This is a genomic window from Oleiphilus sp. HI0123, assembly GCF_001635315.1.
The window spans coordinates 1-5,686 of the sequence record NZ_LWGE01001226.1 but is presented as its reverse complement, the minus strand read 5'-3'; the positions used below and the strand labels follow the sequence as shown (position 1 = coordinate 5,686).

Sequence of the window (5,686 nt, the reverse complement as noted above, 5' to 3'; positions counted from 1 at the left end):
CTCAAGTATCAACTTCGAGAAAGAAAATTGAATGAGCAGCTTGTATTGGCCAAGCTGCCTGCAGACGAATATAAACTTCATTGCGCCTATTCAAAACAAATTAAAAATAAGATTGCGCCAAAAACACTCGATATGCTTATTGAAAACCTCGTCAGAACCGGTGAGCTTGATCGAATTCTAAAACGTTATCAGTGATCCACTTCATTAGATAAATTGCTGCTTTATTGGCTTGCGGCATACTGTGTTGATCGAAACTGGCTCAAACTATAATCTCTTGTATAGAATTCAGGGTGAGCTAAGGGCGCTAGTTGGATAGGTAAGGCTACTTTTGCGAGTGACAGGTTTTTCAGCAAGAAAGGGCCTTCTTCCTGAGCGTCATGAATCATTAAGCCATCGAACTCCAAAGGTATCCAATGCTTGCCAGGTGCAAGCTCACCTGAATGTTGGGTTGTGCCAATAGGTGTATTACTGGCGCTATAGAGCGAGGCTTGAAAGTAAAAACGGTTTTTGCTGCTGACGCTAATTTCGGTCTCTATTAATAAATTCCCTTGCGCATTGAGCTTATCTCGAAAGTTTCCGGTCAGCTCTAGAGCCGGTTCTGAAAGAGTGAAAGTAATAGCGTCTGCAAGTTTGTTGGTTTTGTTAACGATTAGTACTTTATATAAACCAGCAATTTTTTCTGCATCAATATCAATTCGATATTCGTAAATGCCGTCCTGATTTTCGTCAGTGAACTCAAACTGTTGCAGGTTCGAGCTTTCATTGTAGATTAGTTGGCCCAGAAACTGGCTTGGAATTGGTGCTTGGTTCGCGTCCTGAAGGCTTGCATAGATGGTTGCTATGTCTCCATGAAGATAGTATTTCTTATCGCTCCAGATTGTTAGTGCAGTATGAGTCTCTTCATCAAGGCTGGTCCGTTCATCAATTGCGTAGCGCTTCTCGGTGGGGTCTTGCTCAGCTGAGCTGATTTTTTGGTTATAGTCTGGGTAGCGGGTAAAGCGATTGTGATCATCAATGATTGCTTCATGTAGTGCAGTTTTTTGCTGGATAGCTTTAATTCTGTCGATGGGGCTCAAGGGCGCTTGCTGCTCGAGAACTTCTTCCTGATCTTCGGTTTCATTGATGTCGGTGCTTGGTAGTTTGGATGGTATTTTTGCTATGACATTATTATTTTCAGTTTTTTGCTGAGCCTGATCAGCAGAGGTCTTACTAACGACAGCAAGCTCGGGCGTGTCTGTGTTTGAGCTGTTGAGCCATAGAAGCCCGCCAATTGAAAGAATTGAAACAAGTGAGATTGTTATTGTTTTGTGTTTCTGCATTTTGGTTAACTCTTAGTTTAGGCGCTTGGTGACTTGGAGGGTAACCCTGGAACTAGCCGTGTAGTTCCAGGGTTCAGTCTATCTCTTGATTTTGCTTATCTTAGTTTGCAGTACAAGAGTCTATGCGGCCGGCCATGTTGCGTCCATTGCCGCAAGATAGGCCGTTTTCGATGGAGGTGTAGCTTGGAGAGTTTATGCCTCCGTTTCGTTCTGCATCGTGGTCGGTATAAACACTCGCCATATTATAGGTGCGCGGTGTGCCTTTATTGCTGTTATTACACTTGAAGGTCGGGCTGCCGTAGGCAATACCAAAGAATGTTTTGTAGGTATTCAGGTCGTCCCAAATATTGCGCTTACCGGAACCTTCACAGCTCATTTGCGATGCCAGGTTGATATAACCATCATCTTCGCCATTAAGCATAGCCGCAGATGCGCCTTCAATACCAGGGAAGCTCTTGTAACCGCCCATAACATAAACCGGAGCAGCTAGGTTGGAACCAATATAATTCTTAACAGTGTAAGAATCGTTTGTTTGAAGCCATTGTACACTTGGGTTGCAGTCTTTACCTAAGAATGCCGCGTTTATAAGTGCATCTAACCAGTTGCCGTTACAAACTCGGTCAGCACCTTCGGTTCCGGTTATTGCGCCGCCAAGCGTGAAAATCCCGAGAATGTCGTTCATGGCGGATGCATAATCAACACTAACGGAACCAGAGCTTGTGTAAGCCGTATTGTAGTTGGGTGCGCCTGAGACCGCATTACCGGCGATAAACATCATCTGCTGAGCGCCCTGACTATGCGATACAACCCAAAAGTCGTCATTGGCCGAGCATTGAGTGCCAGCTTGAGGGTGATTGAGGCCGTCTCCGTTACCTTGCTTGATAGAAATGATCTGTCGAGCAATTTCGCCAGAGGTTTCGTTTCTCCAGTAAGGGTAGCCGCTTTCGTCGGTTGAGTCGTAACCAACAATGGCATAATTGTCGCCAGAGCTCAGCAAGTCATCCATAAAGTCAGCACCGTTATAGTTGCTGAAGTGGGATGTTCGCCAAGAGNCGAGGGCATTGATTTTGATGTCGCCTTGGGTTCCGTGCCCGTGAACCATTATATAGCAGTTGTCGGCAGCCATCGCTTGCCCTGATCCCCATAATAGAGATAAAGAAAGCGCGCAGGTGGAAAGTATAGATTTCTTAGTTTTAAACATAGTTAGGACCTTTCGATATGTATATTATTTTTATTTTGCGTCCTGCGGACAAAGTACAACAGACACTTTATCTGACCATTATCTGAGAAGAGAGGGCCGTCCTGTTTTTACTTGATCATTATTTATCGGGAATGGTAAGAAGACCATGACAGTAGAGGACAGAGTATTGGCATTTTTGGCAATAAATATAGGGCAAGCACTTAGGCTTACCCTATAGACTTTTATGCCTGTTTAGTCAGAAAAATTGGCAGCAACGTAGTCTGCAAGACGGGAGCGTTCAACGCTTTGTAGTGTGATGTGAGCATAGTGTTCCCAGTTTCGCATGCGGTCCATTGCAAAGCTGAAGCCACTCGTTGAGGCCGATAGATAGGGTGTATCAATTTGCTTTAGGTTGCCAATCGCAATGACCTTAGTGCCTGGACCAGCTCGTGATATGAGACCGTGCATTTGTGCAGAGGTCAGGTTCTGGGCTTCATCAATAATGAAGATCTTGTCGGAGAAACTTCGGCCTCTCATAAAACCGGAGCTTTTTATTTTTACGCGGCTTTTTAAGAATTCAACACTCGACTTCCTTTCGAAATCGGTGCCGTTGGGGTTGGCGCTCAATGTTTCCAAAGCATCGGTGATCGCGCCCATCCAAGGGCCGATTTTATCTTCTTCTTCGCCGGGTAAGAAGCCGATATCTTCACCCATTGGAACCGTGGCCCGAGTGACAATGATTTCATCATAAAACTTATCTTCGTACACCTGGTGTAGTGCCGCAGCTAGGGTTAACAGAGTTTTACCTGTCCCGGCTTCTCCGGCGATGGTGACGAAATCAATTTCAGGATCAGTGAGTGCTGCCAAAGCAAAATTCTGTTCTTTGTTTTTAGCTTGAATTCCCCAGCAATGATATTGAGATTCAAAATCGGGTAATAACTCAATCGTAGCCGTCTGATCGACAACTTGTCTCAATTGGCCGCGGAAAGTTTGATTACTGCTGGAGTCTGAATATATGTGAGTATTGATGCTCCAGTTGCGAACCCAGGGAGCAGTAATGTGATAGGTGATAAGCGTGCCAAATTCCTGAGAATCCTCTCGGTCAATTTTGATATCTATACCAGGCGCTTCCCACATTTCATCGGTAATTTCGACTTGGCCACTAAAGAGTAATTCGTCACCGACATTGGCTACTTGGTCATTTCGGTAGTCTTCTGAAATCAGGCCATGAACGCTGGCCTTAATGCGCATATTAATATCTTTAGTAACTAGAACTACTGCTACGTCACTATTAGCGTAGTTTTCGCTCAGTTGTCGGGTGACAGCAATGATTTCGTTGTCTGCAACCGGCGCACGTTCCTTTTCGAAGGTTTGGAAGAATAGCTTGCCCTCGTGATTAGTAGCCGGATATAAGGTGCAGGAGTCAAGGCTGATGCCTTTATCGAGCTGGTCTATTTCTATGTTGGATAATAGCTCGTCAAGATAACGGTGAGCCTGCCGAGCGTTGCGGGCAATTTCATTTTTGCCTCGTTTGTGACCATCGAGTTCTTCTAATACTCGAAGAGGAATAAACACTGCGTGTTCATCAAACTTGTAAATAGACTCTGGTTCGTGGATTAGTACATTGGTATCGAGTACATAAAGCTTCTTGTTGTGTTTTAACTTACTTTTTACCATACAAAAACCTCTGACTTATGCAACTTAGGGTTGATAGTTAACTGACCAGATTGTGCCATCAAGTGTGATGCCATCAATTAGAGCTAAGCGTATTTAGCTAGCAGCTTCATCGACGATGACTTTGAGTAGATCATAAGTAGTAATGATACCGCTCAGGTCTTCACCTTTTTTGACAAAAACGCGGTGTAAATGCTCCTCCATCATTAGTTTAGCGACGTCGACAATGGCTGTTTCCTCGTCGACGGAGAAAATTATTGGGGTCATAATATCGCCTACTTCTACTGGAAGTTTGGCCATGCCTTCAAAAATCATCATACGTAAGCGTCTTGCTTCGAGCTTCTCTTCTTCGCTGAGCTGTTCCTCATAAGAGCTATCAACAGAATTTAAGTGGAAGTCGGCAATATCTTTAAGTGTAGCAATGCCAATAAGCTGCCCTTCTTGATTAGCAACGGGGCTGCCAGAGATATTGTTATCAGATAAGAAGGCAGAAAATTGCTGCATGGTCCAGGATTGTGGGACAGATTTGACGTGTGGAGTCATAATGTCGCGAGCGTAGAGTTTATTTAGCTTTCCTGAAGTGGTGTTGCCAGTGTTCATGCTATGGGGTCATTCCTTTACTTAAATTCTACAGTAGTAACTTAAAAAAAAGACCTCCGAAGAGGTCTTGGTCTTAATCTTCTGGAAGTGTAACGTTTAGTTCCAGAATTGAGCAATCATCGTTTTTATCTAGCTGTACCTGAACTTGTTCTTGATCGACAGGTACATATTTTCTTATCACCTCGAGAATCTCTTGTTGGAGCTGAGGTAAATAATCAGGTTGTTCACGTTTACCTCGTTCATGTGCGACGATGATTTGTAAACGTTCTTTAGCGATTGATGCAGTGTTCTTTTTGCTGCTTTTAAAGTAATCGAAAAAACTCATGCTGTTGTAGACCCCTTAAACATACGTTTAAAGAAGCCCTTTTTCTCTGTTTGCAAGAAGCGATGAGGCAGCTCGTTACCTAGCAGTCTCTCTACAGCATCCGAGTAGGCTTGTCCGGCATTGCTTTCTTGGTCGTGAATAACAGGAACCCCTTGGTTTGAAGAGGATAGTACTGCCTGAGACTCAGGTATAACGCCTAGTAGTTTCACGGCCAGAATATCTTTTACATCTTCTACATTAAGCATTTCGCCTCTATCGACTCGCTCTGGGTTATAGCGAGTTAGTAGCAGGTGCTCTTTGACGGGTTCTAGTCCTTGCTCGGCACGTCGAGATTTACTGTTCAGGATACCAAGGATTCGGTCAGAATCCCTGACTGAAGATACTTCAGGGTTTGTGACGATAATCGCTTCATCGGCAAAATACAGAGCCATCTGTGCGCCGTGTTCAATACCGGCAGGTGAGTCACAGATAATGAAGTCGAAAGTCTTGGCAAGTTCAGATAGAACTTTTTCAACACCATCTTCGGATAGGGCATCTTTATCACGAGTCTGAGACGCTGGCAGGATGTACAGATTTTCAACCTGCTTA

General features: G+C 44.2%; 7 protein-coding genes. 1 reads left to right on the top strand and 6 read right to left on the bottom strand.

Features of this window, described 5'->3' with window-relative positions; translation table 11 throughout:
* On the top strand, nucleotides 1-195 hold a 195-nt coding region (locus A3761_RS14080; RefSeq protein ID WP_231881224.1), incomplete at its 5' end, for a hypothetical protein.
* 26 nt (nucleotides 196-221) lie between these two features.
* Here the strand turns inward: A3761_RS14080 and A3761_RS14075 are convergent.
* The 6 genes from A3761_RS14075 to minD all read right to left on the bottom strand — a co-directional run.
* Entirely contained in the window at nucleotides 222-1,319 is a 1,098-nt protein-coding gene (locus tag A3761_RS14075; protein ID WP_068513806.1) for a hypothetical protein, read from the bottom strand.
* Nucleotides 1,320-1,419: 100 nt separating this feature from the next.
* Nucleotides 1,420-2,520, bottom strand: a complete 1,101-nt coding sequence (locus tag A3761_RS14070) for a hypothetical protein (RefSeq protein WP_068750375.1) — start codon at nucleotides 2,518-2,520, stop codon at nucleotides 1,420-1,422.
* 231 nt (nucleotides 2,521-2,751) lie between these two features.
* The gene (locus A3761_RS14065; RefSeq protein ID WP_068513813.1) at nucleotides 2,752-4,176 is read right to left on the bottom strand and encodes a PhoH family protein; all 1,425 of its coding nucleotides are present in this window, start codon (nucleotides 4,174-4,176) and stop codon (nucleotides 2,752-2,754) included.
* Nucleotides 4,177-4,269: 93 nt separating this feature from the next.
* Nucleotides 4,270-4,773, bottom strand: a complete 504-nt coding sequence (locus A3761_RS14060; protein WP_068513817.1) for an HPP family protein — start codon at nucleotides 4,771-4,773, stop codon at nucleotides 4,270-4,272.
* Between the two features lie 73 nt (nucleotides 4,774-4,846).
* Entirely contained in the window at nucleotides 4,847-5,098 is a 252-nt protein-coding gene (gene minE / locus A3761_RS14055; RefSeq protein WP_068513820.1) for a cell division topological specificity factor MinE, read from the bottom strand.
* Nucleotides 5,095-5,686 (bottom strand): septum site-determining protein MinD (gene minD, locus A3761_RS14050; protein WP_068750373.1); only part of this gene is annotated, 592 nt, incomplete at its 5' end. The genes minD and minE, both read right to left, overlap by 4 nt.

Excerpts from the sequence above, each read along its gene's own strand:
- A3761_RS14075 (WP_068513806.1), bottom strand. The coding sequence starts at position 1,319 with ATGCAGAAACACAAAACAATAACAATCTCACTTGTTTCAATTCTTTCA.
- A3761_RS14065 (WP_068513813.1), bottom strand. The coding sequence starts at position 4,176 with ATGGTAAAAAGTAAGTTAAAACACAACAAGAAGCTTTATGTACTCGAT.
- A3761_RS14060 (WP_068513817.1), bottom strand. The coding sequence starts at position 4,773 with ATGAACACTGGCAACACCACTTCAGGAAAGCTAAATAAACTCTACGCT.
- minE (WP_068513820.1), bottom strand. The coding sequence starts at position 5,098 with ATGAGTTTTTTCGATTACTTTAAAAGCAGCAAAAAGAACACTGCATCA.